The organism is Methanosarcina vacuolata Z-761, assembly GCF_000969905.1.
GTDB lineage: Archaea > Halobacteriota > Methanosarcinia > Methanosarcinales > Methanosarcinaceae > Methanosarcina > Methanosarcina vacuolata.
In genome coordinates, this window is the sequence record NZ_CP009520.1 from 3,127,851 (window position 1) to 3,146,672 (window position 18,822).

General features: G+C 41.5%; 21 protein-coding genes. 15 read left to right on the forward strand and 6 right to left on the reverse strand.

Annotated features, from left to right (window positions below):
* The first annotated feature begins 8 nt into the window (after window positions 1-8).
* A complete protein-coding gene (locus MSVAZ_RS12875) occupies window positions 9-1,733 on the forward strand; it encodes a SulP family inorganic anion transporter (protein WP_048121552.1) in 1,725 nt (574 codons plus the stop codon).
* A 97-nt stretch (window positions 1,734-1,830) separates the two neighbouring features.
* Here MSVAZ_RS12875 and MSVAZ_RS21335 read toward each other — a convergent pair whose 3' ends face one another.
* Complete coding sequence (locus MSVAZ_RS21335) at window positions 1,831-2,466, reverse strand: hypothetical protein (protein ID WP_232316090.1); 636 nt, start codon at window positions 2,464-2,466, stop codon at window positions 1,831-1,833.
* Complete coding sequence (locus tag MSVAZ_RS21340) at window positions 2,463-3,914, reverse strand: alpha-amylase family glycosyl hydrolase (RefSeq protein WP_232316091.1); 1,452 nt, start codon at window positions 3,912-3,914, stop codon at window positions 2,463-2,465. The genes MSVAZ_RS21335 and MSVAZ_RS21340 overlap by 4 nt, the downstream gene beginning before the upstream one ends.
* A 412-nt stretch (window positions 3,915-4,326) precedes the next feature.
* Here MSVAZ_RS21340 and MSVAZ_RS12890 point away from each other — a divergent pair, with 412 nt between their 5' ends.
* From MSVAZ_RS12890 to MSVAZ_RS12900, 3 genes are all read left to right on the forward strand, one after another.
* The gene (locus MSVAZ_RS12890) at window positions 4,327-5,256 is read left to right on the forward strand and encodes an ATP-binding cassette domain-containing protein (RefSeq protein ID WP_394297490.1); all 930 of its coding nucleotides are present in this window, start codon (window positions 4,327-4,329) and stop codon (window positions 5,254-5,256) included.
* Between the two features lie 3 nt (window positions 5,257-5,259).
* Entirely contained in the window at window positions 5,260-6,096 is an 837-nt protein-coding gene (locus MSVAZ_RS12895; protein WP_048121555.1) for an ABC transporter permease, read from the forward strand.
* Between the two features lie 92 nt (window positions 6,097-6,188).
* Window positions 6,189-6,449, forward strand: coding sequence for a UBP-type zinc finger domain-containing protein (locus tag MSVAZ_RS12900; protein ID WP_048121557.1), 261 nt, complete (start codon window positions 6,189-6,191; stop codon window positions 6,447-6,449).
* A gap of 134 nt (window positions 6,450-6,583) precedes the next feature.
* Here MSVAZ_RS12900 and MSVAZ_RS12905 read toward each other — a convergent pair whose 3' ends face one another.
* Both MSVAZ_RS12905 and MSVAZ_RS18935 read right to left on the reverse strand, forming a co-directional pair.
* Entirely contained in the window at window positions 6,584-7,066 is a 483-nt protein-coding gene (locus MSVAZ_RS12905; RefSeq protein WP_232316092.1) for a hypothetical protein, read from the reverse strand.
* 237 nt (window positions 7,067-7,303) lie between these two features.
* Window positions 7,304-7,834 (reverse strand): GDSL-type esterase/lipase family protein, encoded by a 531-nt coding sequence (locus MSVAZ_RS18935; protein ID WP_232316093.1) that lies wholly within the window; start codon window positions 7,832-7,834, stop codon window positions 7,304-7,306.
* A 466-nt stretch (window positions 7,835-8,300) separates the two neighbouring features.
* Between MSVAZ_RS18935 and MSVAZ_RS12920 the strand changes: the two genes are divergently transcribed.
* The 5 genes from MSVAZ_RS12920 to MSVAZ_RS12940 all read left to right on the forward strand — a co-directional run bounded on the left by MSVAZ_RS12920 (window position 8,301) and on the right by MSVAZ_RS12940 (window position 13,339).
* Window positions 8,301-9,011, forward strand: coding sequence for an SDR family NAD(P)-dependent oxidoreductase (locus tag MSVAZ_RS12920; RefSeq protein ID WP_048121561.1), 711 nt, complete (start codon window positions 8,301-8,303; stop codon window positions 9,009-9,011).
* 310 nt (window positions 9,012-9,321) lie between these two features.
* On the forward strand, window positions 9,322-10,032 hold the full coding sequence (locus tag MSVAZ_RS12925) for an SDR family NAD(P)-dependent oxidoreductase (RefSeq protein ID WP_048121563.1): 711 nt from the start codon (window positions 9,322-9,324) through the stop codon (window positions 10,030-10,032).
* A gap of 52 nt (window positions 10,033-10,084) precedes the next feature.
* Entirely contained in the window at window positions 10,085-10,753 is a 669-nt protein-coding gene (locus MSVAZ_RS12930; RefSeq protein WP_048121565.1) for a phosphoribosyltransferase, read from the forward strand.
* A gap of 865 nt (window positions 10,754-11,618) precedes the next feature.
* A complete protein-coding gene (locus MSVAZ_RS12935) occupies window positions 11,619-12,653 on the forward strand; it encodes an inorganic phosphate transporter (protein ID WP_048121567.1) in 1,035 nt (344 codons plus the stop codon).
* A complete protein-coding gene (locus MSVAZ_RS12940) occupies window positions 12,650-13,339 on the forward strand; it encodes a TIGR00153 family protein (RefSeq protein WP_048121569.1) in 690 nt (229 codons plus the stop codon). Before MSVAZ_RS12935 ends, MSVAZ_RS12940 begins: the two co-directional genes overlap by 4 nt.
* Before the next feature lie 240 nt (window positions 13,340-13,579).
* On the opposite strand, the gene MSVAZ_RS12945 is transcribed toward MSVAZ_RS12940, so the two are convergent.
* Window positions 13,580-13,804 (reverse strand): hypothetical protein, encoded by a 225-nt coding sequence (locus MSVAZ_RS12945; RefSeq protein WP_048121571.1) that lies wholly within the window; start codon window positions 13,802-13,804, stop codon window positions 13,580-13,582.
* 162 nt (window positions 13,805-13,966) lie between these two features.
* Between MSVAZ_RS12945 and ilvD the strand changes: the two genes are divergently transcribed.
* Window positions 13,967-15,628 (forward strand): dihydroxy-acid dehydratase, encoded by a 1,662-nt coding sequence (ilvD, locus tag MSVAZ_RS12950; RefSeq protein WP_048121574.1) that lies wholly within the window; start codon window positions 13,967-13,969, stop codon window positions 15,626-15,628.
* A 328-nt stretch (window positions 15,629-15,956) separates the two neighbouring features.
* On the opposite strand, the gene MSVAZ_RS12955 is transcribed toward ilvD, so the two are convergent.
* Window positions 15,957-16,754: a helix-turn-helix transcriptional regulator gene (locus MSVAZ_RS12955; RefSeq protein WP_048121576.1), complete on the reverse strand. Its 798-nt coding sequence runs from the start codon at window positions 16,752-16,754 to the stop codon at window positions 15,957-15,959.
* Window positions 16,755-16,938: 184 nt separating this feature from the next.
* On the opposite strand from MSVAZ_RS12955, the gene MSVAZ_RS21865 reads away from it, so the two are divergent.
* The 5 genes from MSVAZ_RS21865 to MSVAZ_RS12975 all read left to right on the forward strand — a co-directional run bounded on the left by MSVAZ_RS21865 (window position 16,939) and on the right by MSVAZ_RS12975 (window position 18,764).
* Window positions 16,939-17,043 (forward strand): ISAzo13-like element transposase-related protein, encoded by a 105-nt coding sequence (locus MSVAZ_RS21865; RefSeq protein ID WP_084626146.1) that lies wholly within the window; start codon window positions 16,939-16,941, stop codon window positions 17,041-17,043.
* On the forward strand, window positions 17,000-17,125 hold the full coding sequence (locus MSVAZ_RS21590; RefSeq protein ID WP_269746775.1) for a hypothetical protein: 126 nt from the start codon (window positions 17,000-17,002) through the stop codon (window positions 17,123-17,125). Before MSVAZ_RS21865 ends, MSVAZ_RS21590 begins: the two co-directional genes overlap by 44 nt.
* A gap of 685 nt (window positions 17,126-17,810) precedes the next feature.
* Entirely contained in the window at window positions 17,811-18,110 is a 300-nt protein-coding gene (locus MSVAZ_RS12965; protein ID WP_048121580.1) for a hypothetical protein, read from the forward strand.
* A gap of 212 nt (window positions 18,111-18,322) precedes the next feature.
* Window positions 18,323-18,568 (forward strand): type II toxin-antitoxin system HicB family antitoxin, encoded by a 246-nt coding sequence (locus MSVAZ_RS12970; RefSeq protein WP_048108655.1) that lies wholly within the window; start codon window positions 18,323-18,325, stop codon window positions 18,566-18,568.
* Window positions 18,537-18,764 carry a type II toxin-antitoxin system HicA family toxin gene (locus tag MSVAZ_RS12975; RefSeq protein WP_048121582.1) on the forward strand — a complete coding sequence of 76 codons (228 nt, stop codon included), beginning with the start codon at window positions 18,537-18,539 and terminating at the stop codon, window positions 18,762-18,764. Before MSVAZ_RS12970 ends, MSVAZ_RS12975 begins: the two co-directional genes overlap by 32 nt.
* Window positions 18,765-18,822: the final 58 nt, after the last annotated feature.

Genomic DNA, 18,822 nt, shown 5'->3' on the forward strand with positions numbered 1-18,822 from the left:
GAACGAATATGAAACCTGCGCAGAATTCCAGAAGATCTTTTCATTTTTCCCTCTTTCAGGGAATATTACCCCTCAACTCCAAACAGATACCCCTGGAAATTATCGCAGGGATAACATTCGCAGCGTTTGCCATCCCCGAAGTTATGGGATACACTAAAATTGCAGGCATGCCTGTAGTTACTGGAATCTACACGATCCTGTTTCCAATGTTAGCTTTTGCCATTTTTGGTTCATCCCGTCATCTTGTCGTTGGCGCCGATTCAGCAACCGCGGCAATTATAGCAAGTGGACTAACAACGATAGCCGTGCCGGGATCTTCTCAATATGTTGCATATGCGAGCGCAATCGCTCTACTCGTAGCAATCTTGCTTTTCCTTGGAGGTTTGTTCCAGCTTGGTTTTCTCGCTGACTTCCTCTCCTACACGGTCCTGATAGGATTTCTCACAGGTGCTGGTATCTATATATCTATATCACAGATTAGCGGGATGCTTGGGATACCTTCAGAACCAGATGGGACATCTGTGCAGATTATATCTTTAGTAAGAAATCTCTTTCTTACAAATACCCCCACGCTCCTGGTCTCATTATCCGTAATCGGGGTTATTGTTCTTGGCGAAAAGATCAGCCACAAATTTCCAGGTTCACTAATAGCGATTATTGGCGCAATTGCTGCAAGCCGGATATTAGACTTTTCTTCTTACGGGATTAGCGTCCTTGGCACAGTACCACAAGGCCTGCCGCAAATTTCTATTCCTCAAATCCCGCTTTCAAATCTACCAGATATTTTCAACATATCCGTTTCTTGTTTTATTATTATCCTTGCCCAGAGTGCTGCAACATCTCGTGCTTATGCCATTAAGTTTTCCGACACTTTTAATGAAAACACAGACCTCATCGGATTGAGCCTTGCTAATGCAGCAGCCGGGATATCAGGGACTTTCGTTGTCAACGGCAGCCCAACCAAGACTGAAATGATAAAAAATGCAGGAGGTAGGACACAGCTTACTCAGCTCACAACAGTCTTAACTGTTATATTAGTCCTGTTGTTCTTTACCAGGCCATTCGCCTATTTACCCACAGCTGTACTTTCGTCTATGGTATTCCTCATTGGTCTGCATCTTATCGATATCGAAGGGATGACCGCCCTTCACAGACAGCGGCCTGTTGAGTTTGCTGTCGCTTTGATAACGGCTATAACGGTCGTAGTTATAGGTGTCGAGCAGGGAATCCTTATAGCTATTATACTCTCGATCATTGCTCACCTGCGCCATAGTTACAGGCCACTTAACCTTCTGCTTGTTCCAAAGGCAGGAGGGGCTATGAAGACATTTCCACTGGAAAGTGGGCAGCAAGCTGTTGAAGGATTGTTAATCTACCGTTTTGGTTCAAACCTCTACTTTGCTAACGAAGACCGCTTCGCGGAAGAAATAATAGACCTTGCCATAAAAAATGGCTCACTTAAATGGTTTTGCATTTCTGCCACAAACATTGGAGATATCGATTTCACTTCCGCAGAGACGCTCAAAAAAGTGTATACCCAACTGCAAAAACTGGGCATTACTCTTGTATTAAGTGAAGTAGTACAGCCTGTGATGAGTGAGCTGGATAAAGACGGCATAACCCAAATGGTTGGTAAAGACCATATCTTTGAGTCAGTTCAGGATGTTATAGAGGCATATAAAAGATCAACAGATAGTTCGTCACATAGATCTACAGATAATTTTTCGCACTAATCTTAAAGCTTCAACTTTTTCCAGTGCCTGGAATTTCTGCACTATAACCCTTTTTGCACTGTAATCCTTTTTGCACTGTAATCCTTTTTTAAAGCGATCACTTTGAAATTAGCACAACTACACTCCTGCCCTGCACAATGTAGCTGTTCCCGCTGACCTGAGTTTCTTCTCCGGCTCCGGCAATTTCCTGAGGAGAAGGCAGGAACGTATCGACTGCTCTATACCAGCTTCTACCTATACATTTGAGTTCAGGAATCTCGAACTCAAGAGGCTCCCAGTACATATTCATCATAACATGTATATCTTCTTCGTCTCCGGGTTCTCCCATGGTAAAAGAAAGGACTCTTGCATGAGGGTCGTCCCAGCCTGGACTGTAGAGCTTGCACCCATGCCAGGAAATATCTTTTAGCCCACGTTCGTTTTCCTTGCCTGTAAAATATCGGGGGCGAAGGATGGTAGTATGGCGTTTTCGAAAATCACTCATCAATTTCCAGAAGCGGAACATATCGCGATTTTTCTCTACTAAATTCCAGTCAAACCAACTCGTCTCATTGTCCTGGCAATAAGCATTGTTGTTGCCTTTCTGAGTGCGTCTGACTTCATCTCCCATGCAAATCATCGGAACTCCTATAGACAGCAACAGAATTGCAGCGAAATTTTTGATCTGCCTTTCCCGCAAGTTTTCAATTTCTGGGTCTTCGGTATCTCCCTCAACCCCGCAGTTCCAGCTCAAATTATTGTCAATTCCATCCCTGTTATTTTCCCCGTTAGCCTCATTGTGTTTGTAGTTATAAGAAACAAGGTCGTTAAGTGTAAATCCGTCGTTCCGTCGTGGCACGTCACGAAATTAACACTATTGATCGGAAGCCTTGATTCGGACTGGTAGAGGTCAGGGCTCCCGGCAATCCGGCTTGCAACCCTCCTTACAAGCCCGGGATCTCCTCTTACAAAGCGGCGGATCTCATCCCGATAATAACCGTTCCATTCAGCCCACCTCGGGCCCGGGAAGTATCCTACCTGATTGAGTGCAGCTGCATCCCAGGCTTCAGCAATCACTTTTATGTATCCGAGAGCATCGTCAAGTTTAATCTGCCATATAACAGGGGGATACTTCATAACCTTCCCATCGGTATCCAGCGAAAGGATAGAACCCTCATCAAACCGAAAACCATCAACATGCATCTCTTCTGCCCAGTATTTCAGGCAGTCTACTATCAGCTTCTGGGGAATAGGATGATTGCAGCTCACTGTGTTTCCACAACCCGAATAATTGCTGTAGTATTGTTTGTCAGGTTCCAGGAGATAATATATGCTGTTATCTATACCCTTGAAAGAAAATACCGGACCCAGGTTGTCTCCTTCGGCTGTATGGTTAAAGACCACATCAAGAATTACCTCAATTCCAGCTTTGTGCAGAGCTCTGACCATGTCCCTGAATTCTTCCATATGAGCTCCGTACTCAGGATTCACACAATAGCCGCTGTGAGGCGCAAAAAAACATATTGGGTCATAGCCCCAGTATTGTTTTCTTCCGTCAAGGCTTGTTGCATCATCAAAATCATATCCTCTGGAGGGATCAAGAGGACCGCCTATCCGATATGCATAGTGGATTCCAGGCTTCAGGCCCCGCACATATACATGCCAGAAGTGAAATGTTTTATTAAGAGCAATACTTGTGGCTTCAGTGATTTCAATACTTGTAGCTTCGGTGGTTTCAAGATCCTCGGAAACTTTAACTGAATTCTCAATATTTTCAATATCCCCAGAAACCTTAACTGGATTTTCAATACTTTCAATATCCTCGGAAACCTTAACTGAGCTCGCAATATTTTCAATATCCTCGGAAACCTTAACTGAGCTCGCAATATTTTCAATATCCTCGGAAACCTTAACTGAATTCTTAATATTTTCAATATCCTCGGAAACCATAACTGAATTTGCAATATTTTTAGAATGAGTAAATTTTCCAACTCTGTTTGTGTAAAGGATAAGAGCAGGTTTCAGATCATCACATCTGTGAAAAAGCAGAAGTTCAACGTAATCTGCATGTTCGGAATAAATAGAAAAATTTACTCCATCTTCATCAGGCGTTGCCCCAAGAGGATGGGGATATCCTCTTTCGATAACATAGTGATACTTCTTAAAAGTCTGTTCGTGATCCGTATCTAATTCTCCTAACATTTTTTGGCTCTAGAAGCATCCCTGAAGTTCTGCAAACTGTAACTCAAATCAAACTGTGGCTTAGATTATCCAGCTTTTCGGCCGTTGACAGACTACCTGCTAACTAACCTGTTTACTTTCTTTTCTCCTTTTAAGCAAATAATTTTTGCTGCCTTTATCTATTCAGGCTCGCAAAAGAGCCATTTCACGAAATATTCCTTTCCAGTAGCCCTTAAGAATTCATCTGTGGCTTTCGATACTTAGATATGGTTTTATCCATATTTATTAACCAGTTTACTTTCTACAGAAATTCAGGCAAAATACCTATTTATCAATGAAAGTTTCATTTCCTTTATAGATAGAAACAGAGGGAGTACTGGTTCTGGAAGACAATATCATAGAAGTAACTAACCTTGAATATTTTTTCGGCGAGATAAAAGCCGTCGATAACATCAGTTTTACGGTAAGAAAAGGGGAGATATTTTCTTTTCTCGGGCCAAACGGAGCTGGGAAGAGTACTGTGATTAATATTCTTACCACTCTCCTGCCTATGCAGAAAGGCAGAGTAACTATTGCAGGCCATGATTTGAGAACTGAGCCTGAAAAAGTAAGAGAATCAATAGGAATTGTCTTTCAGGAGTTGACTCTTGACAGGGATATGACTGTTCGGGAGATTCTGGAATACCACGGAAGGCTCTATTCCATGCCAAAAGCTCAAAGGCAGGCGCGTGTTGACGAATTGCTAAGTCTGGTCGAGCTTGAAGCAAAGAGGGATGTCCTGACAAGATACCTGAGCGGCGGAATGAAGCGCAGGCTTGAGATTGCGAGGGGACTCATGACCCGCCCGAGAGTGCTTTTCATGGACGAACCTACAATCGGGCTTGACCCTCAGACAAGAATCAGAATCTGGGATTACGTAAAAGACATCAACCGGCAGGGCACAACCATTTTTCTGACAACCCATTATATGGACGAAGCCGACCAGCTCAGTAACAGGATAAGCATCATAGATCATGGGGAAATCATTGTCACAGGCAAGCCCTGGGAGTTAAAAAATGCACTTGGTGAAGATCTTATATATCTCGAAACAAGTGATAACAGGGAAGCTTCCAGTCTGTTAATGAAACTTGATACTGTAAAAGGAATTCGAGACAAAGCAAAAGGAATAATTGCTATGGTCAATATGGACGGTACCTACCTGCTGCCTGAGATCATGGATAAACTTCGGAACGGGGGTATTAAGATCAGGGCTGTTAACCTCAAAAAGCCATCAATGGATGACGTTTTTGTTCATTATACCGGAAGGGAGCTCAGGGATACAGGAACCGAAAAAACGATTGTGGCAAAACCAGGAAGGCGTTAAGAGATGCATAAAGGCTTTCTTACCATATACTGGCGTGACATGCTGAGGTTTGTCCGGTTTCGAACTCTTCTGTTTACTTCCCTTGTCCAGCCTGCACTCTGGCTAGCTTTTTTCGGAGTAGCAATGTCAAACAACTTTGAAAGGCTTACTGCAACTATGCCGGTTATTCCCGGGGTGAGGGTTGTGGGATACCTGACTTTCATAGGTGCAGGCGTTATTGCCATGACCACGCTTTTTACAAGCCTTTTTGGGGGGACAGTGCTGCTTTTTGACAAAAACTGGGGGCTTATGCGGGAGACCCTTTCAAGTCCTCTTCCAAGAATCCATATAATCATAGGGATAGGACTTTCAGCCATGACAAAATCCTTTATCCAGGCTACTGTGATCATGGTTTTTGGGCTTTTACTGGGAGTCCAGTTTTTTGAAGGCTACACAGTAACACAGATTCTGGTTTCACTCATCGGGATCATGCTTTTTATAGGGACATTTTCTCTCGGGTTTCTTTTCCTTTCGGCTGCAATAGCAATAACAATGGAAAGCCCGGAAGGGATGCAGGCTGTAATAACCCTGCTTACTATGCCTTTCTTTTTCACGAGCAATGCACTTTACCCTGCGAATTCATTTCCTCCTGTGCTCCGGGCTCTGTCCACAGTCAATCCGCTCACACATCTTGTCAGCGGAATAAGATATTTTGCAATAGGGAGTGAATTTTCGTCAATTGGACTTCGCTATACTTACACTCAGGGAGAGGTTATTGTCTCCTTCCTGGCTCTCCTGGCTTTTGCGGGAATAATGTTTCTTATTGCAAGGTGGAGGTTTACCAGGGTTACAGTTACGTAATTTCAATACTGCTCATTTTTAACGCTGTAAATAAAAGTAAAAAGGAAAAGTGAGAGGGTAAAGTGGGAGGGTAAAGTGGGAGGATAAACACTATGGCCTGTACACACAGGAATATGATAAAAATTAAAAACATAGAACAGGGCTCAAAGGGTTGTGAGGAATGTCTGAAAAGCGGAGATAGCTGGGTACACCTGAGGGTTTGCCTGATCTGTGGGCATGTGGGCTGCTGTGACCAGTCAAAAAATAAACACGCAACAAAGCACTTTGAAGAAACCGGGCATCCTGTGATCCAATCTTTCGAGCCAGGTGAGGACTGGAAGTACTGTTATATTGATCGCCAGTATCTTGAGTAAAAGTATAACGCGAATGTCAGATTTTCGAATAATGCTTCGCGTTGCCAGGGCAAAAAATTTTCGACACTGTAATAACAGGAAAACATTTTGAAATACGATAATTACTATCTTTTTTGAATCCGCATTCTCTACAGCTAATCCTTTTTAGATCCAGCCTGGAAGTAATTAGAATTTTTTGCGGGAATTTTCCCTGATGCTTTTCCATCTAGAGCTTTTACCCAATTTTCCCCGTCCCATTTTTTCCAGTGCATCATTATCATTGCACGGTTTAACAAAAGTTCTTCCCCTGAGTCTATGAAATCGTTTCCATTCTTGAGTCCATGTTCGAAAGTATATCTCAGGCGTCCAGAGTACCATTCCAAAAATCGTGAGAATGCTTCGAATTTCGATATTCTCAGATTATGCATAAAGAATGCGATACAGATTTCTTGAAGTTGGTCTTGTCTCGGTAGCCAGATATAATTAATAGAATTATTTCCAGGGTCGAGTAAAACCTCAATTTTTTCAAAAGCTGGATTATAAACAAAATCACCGGATTGGAATACCCACTTCTGCTGAATTTCCTTCGCTAGTGAGCACATTCTGATATACTTCTCTGATGTGTCCATTTCAACCAACCTCAAAAGGAAATATCGAGTAATGGTTAAAAGGTTCACCTGAGCTATGTGAAAGTATTAACCTTAAATGGTTAATATAACAGACCTTAAATGGTTAATATGATCGACCTTAAATGGTTAATATGATTGACCTTAAATGGTTAATATAATAGACCTTAAATGGTTAATATAACAGACCTTACAAGGGAATCACAATTTTTTTCAGTTGTTTTGAACCTATGATGGCACCAGTTACCTCTAGTGTTTAAACAAATTGATGTCAATCGAATTTCCCATAGCAACATAACCAGCAGCGTTTGGATGGCACCCGTCTCCAGAATCGTACTCTTGTCTCAGATTATCATGACCATCGCCCAGCACAGAGTTGAAATCTATCACTTTATAGCCTTGTACATTTGAATATGATAGAATCCACTTGTTCAGGTTGTTTGTTTTTATTTTCAAATTCCGTGGAACATAAGTCATTGGTGTGATTGAGCAAAGTACTGGTGTAATTCCATTTTGTATGGAATTCTTGCACATTGCAGCTAGATCATCTTCAATAACCTGTTCAGGCTGTCCAAGGAGAAGGTCATTGATACCGCCCATTATTATAACAAAATCCGGATGGTGTGATATCACATCTCTATCAAACCTGGCTAGCATCTCGTAAGTCTGATCTCCGCACTCACCAGCGTTGTGTATTACTGCTCCAGACAATCGTGATTGCAATATTGAAGGATATGAAGTTCCATTTCCACAAAAACCGTATGTGATGGAATCACCCATACACACTACAGATATTTTATTGTTATTTAGTGTATTATTTTTTAGTGTATTATTTCCGATGTCTGCATGACCAGAAAGGGATATAGATGACACAAACATGAGTTGTTATATATTCAGTGTATTCATAAATTTTCTTCTCATATTCGACTCGTAAATCTGGATTAACTTAAAGCTTTTGCCATCTTCTCAGGGCTTATGGAGGGATCTTCACATAATCTCAGACGCATTGGAGCGTCAAAAATGGTACAACCCAAAACGAAATATTATTCGTCTGCCGGAATTCGCACCAGAATTCTGAATAAAAGGCTGACAACCGAAGAAATTGAGAATATCAAAAAGCTCATTCTCGCGAGAAGAACTTCTTTTCAGAAACTTAATTTCCAAAAATATATCCCTTTTTTCTCCGTTTTATATTTTATTTAATAAAAAATAATTATATAAATATAAACCGATAAAAGGAGTAGCAATGAGTTTAGCAGGTCAAACAGCTCTTGTAACTGGAGGGAGCAAAGGGATAGGAAGAGCTATCTGCCTTGCTCTGGCAAAAGAGGGAGCAAACGTCGTTATTGCAGCAAGGAATGAGAGTGAAATCAAAGAGATCGTAAATAAATTAAAAGCAATGGGCAGTAAAGCCATGGCTGTCCAGGCTGACGTGCAGAATGAAGAGGACGTAAGACGCCTGATTTCAATGACAATTGACAAATGCGGCAGGCTTGATATCCTTATCAACAACGCAGGAGTGGCTTACAAAAAGAAGCTGGAAGATACCACCCTGGAAGAGTACGAACAAATGATGGATACCAACTTAAAAGGAGTTTTTCTCTGCACAAAGTATGCGATTCCATACGTCAGAGAGAGCAATAATGGAAAAATAATCAATATATCTTCGGTAGGAGGATTACACGGGCTTCCGAATTTTTCCGTATACTCTGCCTCTAAATTTGGAGTAAACGGAATAACAGAATCTATTGCGTCCGAGTTAGAAGGAGAAATAAAAGTCTACGCTATCTGCCCTGGCGCTGTGGATACGGGTATGTACAGGTCACTATTTTCGGACAAGCCTTCGCTCAAGCCAGAGCACATCGCAGAAAAAGTGCTGGAACTTGCCTCGCCTGATTCAAAAGTTACATCCGGAAAGATAATCGAGATGCAGGCTCTTCCAGTCCCTCAGCTTTAATTATAAATACCAAGGAGCAGGCCTCCGATAACTATAGGACAGTTATGGGACAGTTATGGAACAGTTATTGGACAATTCTGGCAGCTTTATAACAGGTAGCTCTGGCAGCTTTATAGTATCTAAATTATCTTTTTGCCAGGTCTTCTGCATTCTTTTGCCGGACTTTCCTTTTCTTTTTAAGAGAGAACTCTTGATTGCAGTTTAGAAATAGTGCTTCCAAAATTATAACCTTATCCTGCTTGACAATTAATAAAATGACTGTAGAGTGACTGCTGACTGTAGATTAACTGCTGACTGTAGAGTGACTGCTATGAGATTGAAAGGCCAGACAGCCATTGTAACCGGCGGGGGAAAAGGAATTGGCAGGGCCATCTGCCTGTCACTGGCAAGAGAAGGAGCCAACATTGTAATTGTTGCAAGAACCGAAAGAGAAATTAGAGAAACTGCCAGGCTGGTGGAGAGGGAAGGGAGAAGGGCCCTTGCAGTAAAGACCGACATTCGAAAAGAAGATGAAGTCATAAACATGATTTCAGAGGCAGTAAATGCTTTTGGAAAAATTGATATCCTCGTGAACAATGCAGGAGTGGCATACAGGAAATACCTTGTAGAGACTTCAACTGAAGAATATAATGAGATTATAGATACAAACGTGAAAGGTATGTTTTTCTGCACAAAATACGCTCTTCCTCACCTACTTAAAAGAGGAGAAGGCAGGATTGTAAATATATCTTCGGGAGCGGGAAAGCATGGCATACCGAAGCTTTCGATATATTGCGCTTCAAAATTTGCAGTAATTGGTTTTACAGAGTCTCTTGCTTACGAAGTAGGAGGTGGACTTCAGGTTTATGCAGTCTGTCCTGCAGGTGTGGATACCGACATGTACCGCTCGCTTTTTTCAGATGAACCTGTTCTCAAGCCTGAAGATGTTGCAAACAAAGTTTTGGAGCTTTGTTTACCAGAAACCGTTCTTCCTTCAGGTTCTTCAGTAGAAATTTACAGGCGGCCTATGAGGATATTTTGATTTTAATATTTGTACGGAAAAAAGGCATAATTTTTGAATATAAGGTGGAAACATGTTCAAAAACCGTAAAGACGCAGGGGAAAAGCTTGCAAAAGCTCTTGAAAAATACAGGATTGAAAATCCTATTATTCTTGCTATTCCACGTGGGGGAGTGGAAGTTGGACTGCAGGTTGCAGCGAAGCTGAATACCGATTTTTCTCTAATTATTTCAAGGAAACTACCTTTCCCTGACAATCCTGAAGCCGGATTCGGGGCAATAGCCGAGAACGGAAGTACGTTTATTTTAGAAAATGCACACAACTGGCTTTCAGGAGAAACCATTGAACGGATAAAACAGGAGCAAATTGCTGAGATTGAAAGGCGCATAAAAGCTCTCAGAGGAGGAAATTCCCTGTCCGAGCTTGAGGGAAGAACTGTAATTCTAATTGATGACGGCATTGCAATGGGCTCTACAATGCGGGCAGCCATTGAACTTTGCAAAAACCGGAAGGCCAGAAAAATAGTGGTTGCAGTGCCTGTAGCAGGAGTAGAGGTCGCAGAAGAGCTTCAAAAAATAGTAGATGAGCTCGTGGTGCTTGAGATTCCTGCATATTTCAGGGCTGTTGCTCAGGCTTACGAGAGATGGTACGATGTTTCGGATGAAGAGGTGCTGGACCTGCTCAGAGAGAATATCAGGAAAAAAGAACTGAAAGATCAGGAATTTCATGAGCTTGAAACCTGAAAAATATCTTCCTCTACTGTTCTATATCAAATGATCTGTACAGTTAAATGATCTCTACTGTTAAATGATCTCTACTGTTAAATGATCTCTACTGTTAAATGATCTCAGTGTTTGCATAATTTCTGTCAATTAATTCATATTAAATAATCCATTTGAATAACTATGGAAATATTATATAATTAGTAATCTTAAAAAACCAAATTCTCTTACATTAATACTCTGTTACATTAATACTCTATTATAGTACTCTATTACAATTAGTAATTATGCAATAACTTCTCTGCTTTTCCAGAATGAAGTTCTGGAGCAGATTTAGAAGCCTTCCACAAAATATATCCAAAGACTTCTTTTTTAAAATTAAACATTTTTATTGAAGTTCTGGAACAGATTTAGAAGCCTTCCACAAAATATTTCCAAAAACTTCTTTTTCAAAATTAAAAATTCTTATTGAAGTTCTGGAAAGGCACATCCGAATAAAAACTTTACGTTATTTTGAATAACGGAAAAGCTTTGTTCTCTTAGAGTTTGTCCATGTTATCTTCAGATAGGAGATTTAAAGCTGCTAACCCTGAGGTAAAGAGAATATGAATATATCAAAAATAGTTGTATATAGATCTATAGATTATATAGAGCGCTCGAAAATATATGGAAACTATAAAATATAATGAAATGGTCTGAAATAGCATACAAGCTCAGAATTAAGAGAAGTGTTCAGGAATTAATGAAAATAATAAATCTTTGGATAAATGAAACAGATAAACTTATTATAATAACTAAAAATCGGAGTTTATGGTTATTATTAGTTAAGGGTTATTATTATAATTACTAAAAGATTTGAGGTTTAATATTTCTGGAGCAGAAAAAAATGGATGTACTTATCATAGCGCTTATTTTAGCGGGCCTTTATATGGCCTGGAATATAGGGGCAAATGACCTCGCAAATGCTATGGGGACTTCAGTTGGAACAGGATCCTTATCAATCAAGCAAGTGATTGTTATTGCTGCTGTTTTTGAACTTTTAGGCGCCGTATTGTTCGGTGGACGAGTAACCTCTACAATTGCCAATGGGATTGTCCCCATCAGCATCATTGGCAAAGTCCACCCAGGTATTGTGGCGGTCGGGATGCTGGCTGCGATTCTTGCGGCAAGTTTCTGGGTAACTCTCACCACTTTTTATAACCTTCCCGTTTCAACCAGCCATTCTATAGTTGGCTCAGTGCTCGGCTTCGGGCTGATTGCAGCTTACAATGGAACGATCTCTTTTTCTGACATCCACTGGGGAGAGCTTCTGAAAATTGTTGCCAGCTGGTTTATATCTCCAGTTCTTGGAGCGGTTTTTGCTTATCTGACCTTTTCCCTGATAAGAAAAATCTACCTTCATAGAGCTATAGACCTGCCTTTTGTTGAGAAAAAATTCATATCCTTACAACTCATTACTGGTTGTTATATTGCATTTGCACACGGGTCAAATGACGTAGCAAATGCGATTGGTCCTCTCTGTGCAGCACTTAATGTTATGGGAGTTTCAGGGACAGAATCCGGAATTCCTTTCTGGGTGCTTTTACTGGGAGGTCTTGGAATGGTAATAGGAATGGCCACCTGGGGCTATAAAGTAGTTCTAACAATTGGCTCAAAGATTACGCAACTTACTCCTACACGTGGTTTTTCTGCCCAGTTCGCAACAGCGACAGTGGTTTTGCTTCACAGTTACAGTTCCCTTCCGATTTCGACTACACATACTCTTGTCGGCTCGGTTATAGGGGTTGGACTTGCAGGCGGGATTGCAGCCGTTGACCTGCGCGTGATCTGGAAAATTATTTCTTCCTGGGTAGCAACAGTTCCTATAGCCGCACTTACATCGGCATTGATCTTTGTAGGATTAAAGGTGATCTTTTTATGAAAGACTACATCCGTTCTGTCCTTGACGTGGTTGCTGAATCTCCCTTTTTGCCTCTGGAAACACACGCAAAAAAGGGAGTGCTGGCAGTTGAAAAGCTGGCTGAAGCAATGGAAGCCTACTGTGCAGGAAACCAGTCCATTCTGGAGGAGAGAACAGATGAGATTGACAAACTGGAACATGAGGCTGATAAACTCAAACAAAAGATAAGAGCAAGCATTCCCTCATCAGTAAGATTGCCCGTGAATAAAAAAGACCTCCTTTCCTTTCTTAAGCAGCAGGACTCTATTGCGGATTATGCTCAGACGGCTGCCTACTGGATGACCCTTCGGTCCTGTAAGGATGTCCCTGAGGAAATCAAAAAAGGCTTTCTGGAACTGATGAACACTTCCCTGAAGACTGCAAGGCTTTACGATGAACTTGCTGGCGCACTTTACAAGCTTCTCGCAACTTCCTTCAGCAAGGAAGAAATCAAAGAAACTATGACCATCATCCCTGAAGTCGAAAGACTGGAACATGATGTGGATGTGCTTGAAACCGCACTCCTGAAAAATATCTTCGAATACGAGGATGTTCTCGGAGGCGCAGGCGTCTGCCACCTTATGGGACTTGTCGAAAGAATAGGAGGCATCGCTGATAAATCCGCAAGCGCTGCTGACCGTCTGAGGACAATGATTCTCAGAAGATAACTTTTTAGTTATCATCTTTTTACAACACATTTTCCTTTTCGGCTATAACATTTACCGTATCCTCTTCAAATTGAGTGGAAATCCCTCAATTTCCATTCAATGAACTTTTTTCTCTGATGAGTTGATCCAGAGGAGCCAGAGATGGTATCTCGAATTTGTTGGCGAATCTATCACATAGAATCTGTCACATAGAATCTGTCATATAGAATCTGTCACATAGAATCTATCACATAGAATCTGTCACATAGAATCTATCACATAGAATCTATCACATATGTACTGATATGTATTTACACCCAGTCTCTTTGCTGTCTGAAAAATCGTCATAAATGTGTCATTTGCCTTTGTTCCTTTCTCTGTTATGGTTTGAAAGCTCACATCTCTTTTTCTGACCTTTGCTCTCGCCGCCAGTTCCACCACATTATTATGCAGCGGAAACTCTGGCAGAACCAGTACCTTTAACAAATGTTCCCTGCTTTCCTTCTCCTTAGCGATTCTTTCATCCAGCTGTTCATATCCTGTTTCTTTTTTACAAGTCTTTCCTCCCCAACCTGTTTATACTATGAAGTTTTTTCCTATCTATACATTATACTTAGTTTTCATCATGAAACTTTAAGGAGATTTAGAATGAGAAGCGATATCATCAAAGAGGGACCTGAACGTGCTCCCAACCGTTCACTTCTGAAAGCGACAGGAGTCACAGATTCCGAGATGAGGAAACCATTCATCGCAGTCGTTAATTCCTGGAACGATATAATTCCTGGCCATATTCATCTGAATAAACTTGCTGAGGCTGTAAAAGCCGGGATCAGGAACGCCGGGGGAGTTCCTTTTGAATTCCATACTATAGGAGTATGTGATGGAATCGCAATGGGACATGAGGGTATGAAATATTCCCTTCCCAGCAGAGAAGTTATTGAGGACACGATAGAGATTATGGTTAAAGCCCATCAGTTTGATGGGATTGTCCTTATTCCCACATGTGACAAGATTGTGCCAGGTCACCTTATGGCAGCAGGCAGGCTTGATATCCCTGCAATTGTCGTAACCGGAGGGCCTATGCTTCCGGGTTATGTTGATGACAAATATACAGACCTGATTTCAGTTTTCGAAGGAGTGGGCGCTTACAGCGCAGGCAAACTCTCAGAACTTGATCTTAAAAGGCTTGAAAATCTTTCCTGCGGAGGAGCCGGGTCATGTGCAGGGATGTTTACCGCAAACACCATGGCCTGTGTGACCGAAGCGCTTGGCCTGAGCCTTCCTGGCTGTGCAACTGCTCACGCAGTAGATGCAAAAAAGGTCCGGATTGCCAAGGAATCAGGTGAGCGTATCGTCGAAATGGTTAAAGAAAACCTGACTCCCAGAAAGCTTGTCACTTTAAAGTCTTTTGAAAACGCAATAATGGTAGACATGGCAGTCGGGGGGAGCACAAATACCACTCTGCACCTTCCTGCCCTTGCCCATGAATTCGGGCTGAATCTCCCTCTTGAAAAATTTGATGAACTGAGCAGGACAACACCCCACCTGATCTCGCTTCGCCCTGGAGGCCCTAATTTCATGCTACACTTTGACAGGGCCGGGGGAGTTCAGGCAGTCATGCAGAGGCTTTCCTCCAAACTTCACCTGGATCAGCTTACAGCAAATGGCAAAACTATCGGGGAAAACCTGAACGAGTTTGAGATTATTAACCCAAAACTCAATAAAGATATAATTGCAACTCTCGACAAGCCTATCCATGCCGAAGGGGGAATTGCAGTCCTTAAAGGCAACCTTGCCCCTGACGGTTCGGTCGTAAAACAGGCAGCCGTTGACCCTAAAATGCGCGTTTATACAGGCCCTGCCAAAGTTTATGACTGTGAAGAAGCTGCTATGGAAAGTATCCTTGCAGGCAATGTAAAACCTGGAGATATTGTAGTTATCCGCTACGAAGGCCCAAAAGGCGGCCCTGGAATGAGGGAAATGCTTGCAGCTACAGCCGCAATCGGAGGCATGGGCCTGCTGGAGTCTGTGGCTCTGATAACTGACGGGCGCTTTTCCGGAGGCACACGCGGACCATGTATAGGACATGTCTCTCCTGAAGCCAGCGAAGGAGGGCCAATTGCTCTGGTAAAAGACGGGGATATGATAGAGATTAATATTCCTGAAAGAGTTCTGAACCTTAAAGTCCCAGAAGAAGAGCTTGCGAAAAGAAAGGCGGCATTCGTACCTCCAAAAAAGGAAGTTACAGGCTACCTTGCAAGGTACCAGCGTTCCGTTCACTCTGCAAATACAGGTGGAATAGTGGACTAAGCTTTTCAAGGTATTTAAAAACTTTATATCGGAAGGGTTCATCCTTCCTCTTTTTTAACCCTCTTCAGCAAATGAAGAATATTTGTTCTTACAAGTAAATAAACCGCCCTGGCTCCGCTCGGCATCTTCACCATAATAGCCGCCTTAACCGCAACCGTTGCGCCTGTTGATCACAAACCGTTGCGCCTGTTGATCACAAACCGTTGCGCCGGTTTATCACGCCGATAGGGGTCGGGGACAAGAGTCTCAAACTCAAACACTTCTCGGGTTTTCGCTCAAGCCTTTTTTGAAAAGGCTTGCGGGCAAGCAGTTTTTTGGAAAGGCTGATTTATTCATGTGATATTTGTGTAATCTGGATAGAATTCTTGAGCAACTCATCAAAAAGCTCACTTCCAAACTGGAGAGCTGAAGGCTCGTAACTTATCAGGCTTTCCCTATCGAAATGCTTCTGGCTTTTCGGGAAAAGGGAAATCATGACAAATCTGTCGGTTGCGGTTAGATTTGCGATCCGGAGTTCTCCAGAGTACAGGAAAAACTTCACGCTCTCGAATGTCAATATATTCTGGAGGTCTTCGAAGTAATCCTTAGAATAGTGCTCAAAAACAGGGCCGGACATGAGAAAGGAAAGCTTGACTCCATCTCTGGCAAGTTCCTTACACATCGAAATAAGCGAGGGGTCAAAATAGGCTATACATTCAAGAATACTACTCGATTTAGAGAGGTTTTCAACGATCTTTGGGTCAAGTTCAAACATCCTGTCCAGATCTGGCTGAATCAGGTCACACTTTCCGAGTTCTCCAAGCCGCCTTCGGAAAGAAGAGGGAATTCCCTGAAAATCTCGTTCAGCCCAGTAATCAAAATTGTCCTCAAAGACATCAATTATGCTGACAAGAGGCTGCATCTTTTCAACAAGGACTTTTCCTATAAGTGAAAGGCTGTAGATTTTGTCTTCCTGAACGACCAGGGATTTTTCTTTTAATTTTTTTATTTGAGGCAAAATGGCAGTGGACGTTACCTCAAGGGCTTCCTTGATCTCATCTATGTTTTTCGGACCGCCTTTCAGAAAGAGCAATAACTGCTTTCGCTTGTCGGAAAGAAAAATCAACTCTAGAAGTTCGAATTGCAACCCTTTTCAGTCTCCTATTGAATTATATATAGCTAAATAGATTAAAGCTGTCAAAGATATATAAGTTACTACTGTTTTCAACTTTTTAAGTGGACGACTTTATTAAAATTATATATTTGTTGGGCGGATTGGTCAAATAGACTGAACTTAAAAATTAGTAGATGAAATTGGGATTGAGATAAGAATGGCTCATTATCCAGCACATACCTTGAAATACAGCCCAATAGAGCGCAGGTTATTCTGTTATGTCACAAATGCCTGTAAAGAGTGCCGTTTTCAGCAGCATTGATGTGGTCAAAAGCCTTGTTGATAAGACTTCTATATCAACAGGACTTAAAAGTGTTTTCGACTATCAAGGACAAAATATGTGAAACGGGAAGAAAAGTAAGTGGGACCTTCAAGGAAAACATGAAAATTGTATTTAATGATTATTTGGGGAAGTGGAATTATAAAGCAATTCCCAATGTGAAAACATGAAGTATTGGCATGAAAGTATCTCTAATTTCGCACTCCTAGCCCTCGTTCAAAATTTCTGATTATATTGGACACCAACATCACATTTTTGTCCTGTTAAATTTGGGTCAGTGTCAGGAATATGAACTTGAGAATTCTATGCCTTCATGTAATGTCAGGTTCCTCTTTCTTTACAATAATGAAGATTTCACTAATTATTTCATTCGAATACCCCGCTAGCTTACTGTGGGGTGCGCCAGATCAACTTTGATTTGAAAATTTGCAGTGATTATCTCAACTGAAGCTTAGGAAAATGTCTTCTGGAAGTCCTCACTGAAGGCAAAAGGCCAAAGAGTTTGAAGGCCAAAGAGTTTGAGAAATTTCAAAAAGATACGTTTGAGCAATCAGGAAAATTTTCAGAAAAAACGATAGCAGAAAAACATTCTGAAAATTGATAGGACATATGAGGAAGTCGGATAAAAATAATATTAATTCCATTCTACTGGTTGAAAAAGCCGGCTTGACGGCTGCAAGAAAAAGGTTACTGAAAGGAATTAATAGTAGTGCCCTTATAATCAGATTTACCGAACCGAGGAGAAGATAATGCCTACAAAAGAAGAGATAGAGAGCCAGATTATGGACCTCTGGGACGAGATCTTTGATCTTGACGACAAAAGTCAGGAAGAATTAGAGGCTAAGTATGCAGAATGGCGGGAAGTAGAACCGCGACTTGATGAAGGGGTAGATGAACTCGTAATACATATAGAGTCAATGAAAGGAATCAGTGACCAAAGCCTGATTATCTACAAAGAGGTTAAAGAAATCAAAGTCAGGTACAAGCAGCAGAAGGATGAGATACAGGCAAAAATAGATGCGCTGAATAAAGCAAAAGAAAAGATGTAAAGATGTCACTGGCTGCCTTTCTATGCAAAGACCGAAAATTAAGATACCTTCAATACATTTTATAATTCTTTTGTTCTTGTTTTTTCATTCAAGGCTGCCACTGGCAAGTTCTTCAGAAATAAATTTTTAAGAAGTATCTTTTTTTTAGCCAGGCTTTTCAAGCCGTCATCAGCAAGATAAACATTTTATAGCAATGCGGAAATTTCTTAATTATGGTAGAAACGTACAGGTTTTCAGCCGTAGTTCATAAAGAAGGAAAATGGTATGTTTCATGGTGCCCCGAACTTGATATTGCAAGCCAGGGAGAAACAATTGAAGAAGCCATTGAGAACTTAAAAGAAGCAATCGAACTCTATCTCGAAGACGAAGACGCTCAGATCCCCGCAGCTGGCCAGGTTTTTACCACAACGGTGGAGGTATCTTCCCATGCCAAAACTTCCCACCCCGTCAGCTCGTGAAGTTATCAGGGCACTCAGCAGCCAGGGGTTTCAGATAGTATCGCAGAAAGGAAGTCACATCAAAATGAAAAAAATAACTCCGAGTGAAACACGCATTGTTATCGTCCCCGACCATCCGGAAATTCCGGCAGGAACCTTAAAATCAATTATCCGGCAAGCAGGAATGACAGATGAAGAATTTATCCGGCTTCTGTAATTCTTTCGTATGTCCAGAACTCTTTAGAGACTCTATTTTTTAACTTTGTCTCTTCTAC

Coding starts and splice junctions, on each gene's coding strand:
- MSVAZ_RS12875 (WP_048121552.1), top strand. CDS start 9: ATGAAACCTGCGCAGAATTCCAGAAGATCTTTTCATTTTTCCCTCTTT.
- MSVAZ_RS21340 (WP_232316091.1), bottom strand. CDS start 3,914: ATGTTAGGAGAATTAGATACGGATCACGAACAGACTTTTAAGAAGTAT.
- MSVAZ_RS12895 (WP_048121555.1), top strand. CDS start 5,260: ATGCATAAAGGCTTTCTTACCATATACTGGCGTGACATGCTGAGGTTT.
- MSVAZ_RS12900 (WP_048121557.1), top strand. CDS start 6,189: ATGGCCTGTACACACAGGAATATGATAAAAATTAAAAACATAGAACAG.
- MSVAZ_RS18935 (WP_232316093.1), bottom strand. CDS start 7,834: ATGGGTGATTCCATCACATACGGTTTTTGTGGAAATGGAACTTCATAT.
- MSVAZ_RS12920 (WP_048121561.1), top strand. CDS start 8,301: ATGAGTTTAGCAGGTCAAACAGCTCTTGTAACTGGAGGGAGCAAAGGG.
- MSVAZ_RS12925 (WP_048121563.1), top strand. CDS start 9,322: ATGAGATTGAAAGGCCAGACAGCCATTGTAACCGGCGGGGGAAAAGGA.
- MSVAZ_RS12930 (WP_048121565.1), top strand. CDS start 10,085: ATGTTCAAAAACCGTAAAGACGCAGGGGAAAAGCTTGCAAAAGCTCTT.
- MSVAZ_RS12935 (WP_048121567.1), top strand. CDS start 11,619: ATGGATGTACTTATCATAGCGCTTATTTTAGCGGGCCTTTATATGGCC.
- MSVAZ_RS12940 (WP_048121569.1), top strand. CDS start 12,650: ATGAAAGACTACATCCGTTCTGTCCTTGACGTGGTTGCTGAATCTCCC.
- ilvD (WP_048121574.1), top strand. CDS start 13,967: ATGAGAAGCGATATCATCAAAGAGGGACCTGAACGTGCTCCCAACCGT.
- MSVAZ_RS21865 (WP_084626146.1), top strand. CDS start 16,939: ATGGCTCATTATCCAGCACATACCTTGAAATACAGCCCAATAGAGCGC.
- MSVAZ_RS21590 (WP_269746775.1), top strand. CDS start 17,000: ATGTCACAAATGCCTGTAAAGAGTGCCGTTTTCAGCAGCATTGATGTG.
- MSVAZ_RS12965 (WP_048121580.1), top strand. CDS start 17,811: ATGCCTACAAAAGAAGAGATAGAGAGCCAGATTATGGACCTCTGGGAC.
- MSVAZ_RS12970 (WP_048108655.1), top strand. CDS start 18,323: ATGGTAGAAACGTACAGGTTTTCAGCCGTAGTTCATAAAGAAGGAAAA.
- MSVAZ_RS12975 (WP_048121582.1), top strand. CDS start 18,537: ATGCCAAAACTTCCCACCCCGTCAGCTCGTGAAGTTATCAGGGCACTC.